We start from the raw sequence: 315 nt of genomic DNA, 5'->3' as shown, positions 1-315 counted from the left end.
AAGCAAATGATTATACTCTCATTCCATGTTTAATAGCTTGGGGAACAAATATGGGGTTATATAGAATGGGAGAAGTCTCTGATATAGATTTTTCAAAATTGGCTAATACATCAGCTAATTTTATTCGATTGGAAACATTAAAAGATGCAAATGATTGTATCAGTAATGCCACAAGTCAGCTTCCTATCTTCCCGTATTTTAACATTGATGATTTCATCCATTCAAGTAGTGATGGCCAAAAATATGAAACACAGATTCATACACTACAGTCCCGTCACTCTTCTAAATATTTTGGAATGAATAAAGGAATCACTT

1 protein-coding gene is annotated in these 315 nt (G+C 32.7%); it reads left to right on the top strand.

The genetic code is table 11. The features are described from left to right. Positions 1-315: Tn3 family transposase (locus ACODS7_RS32950; protein ID WP_488828783.1), on the top strand; the 315-nt coding region annotated here is incomplete at both ends.

It is taken from the genome of Bacillus sp. FG16 (assembly GCF_057809515.1).
Note: the sequence above shows the minus strand (reverse complement) of the source record. Positions and strands in the feature narration are given on the sequence as shown.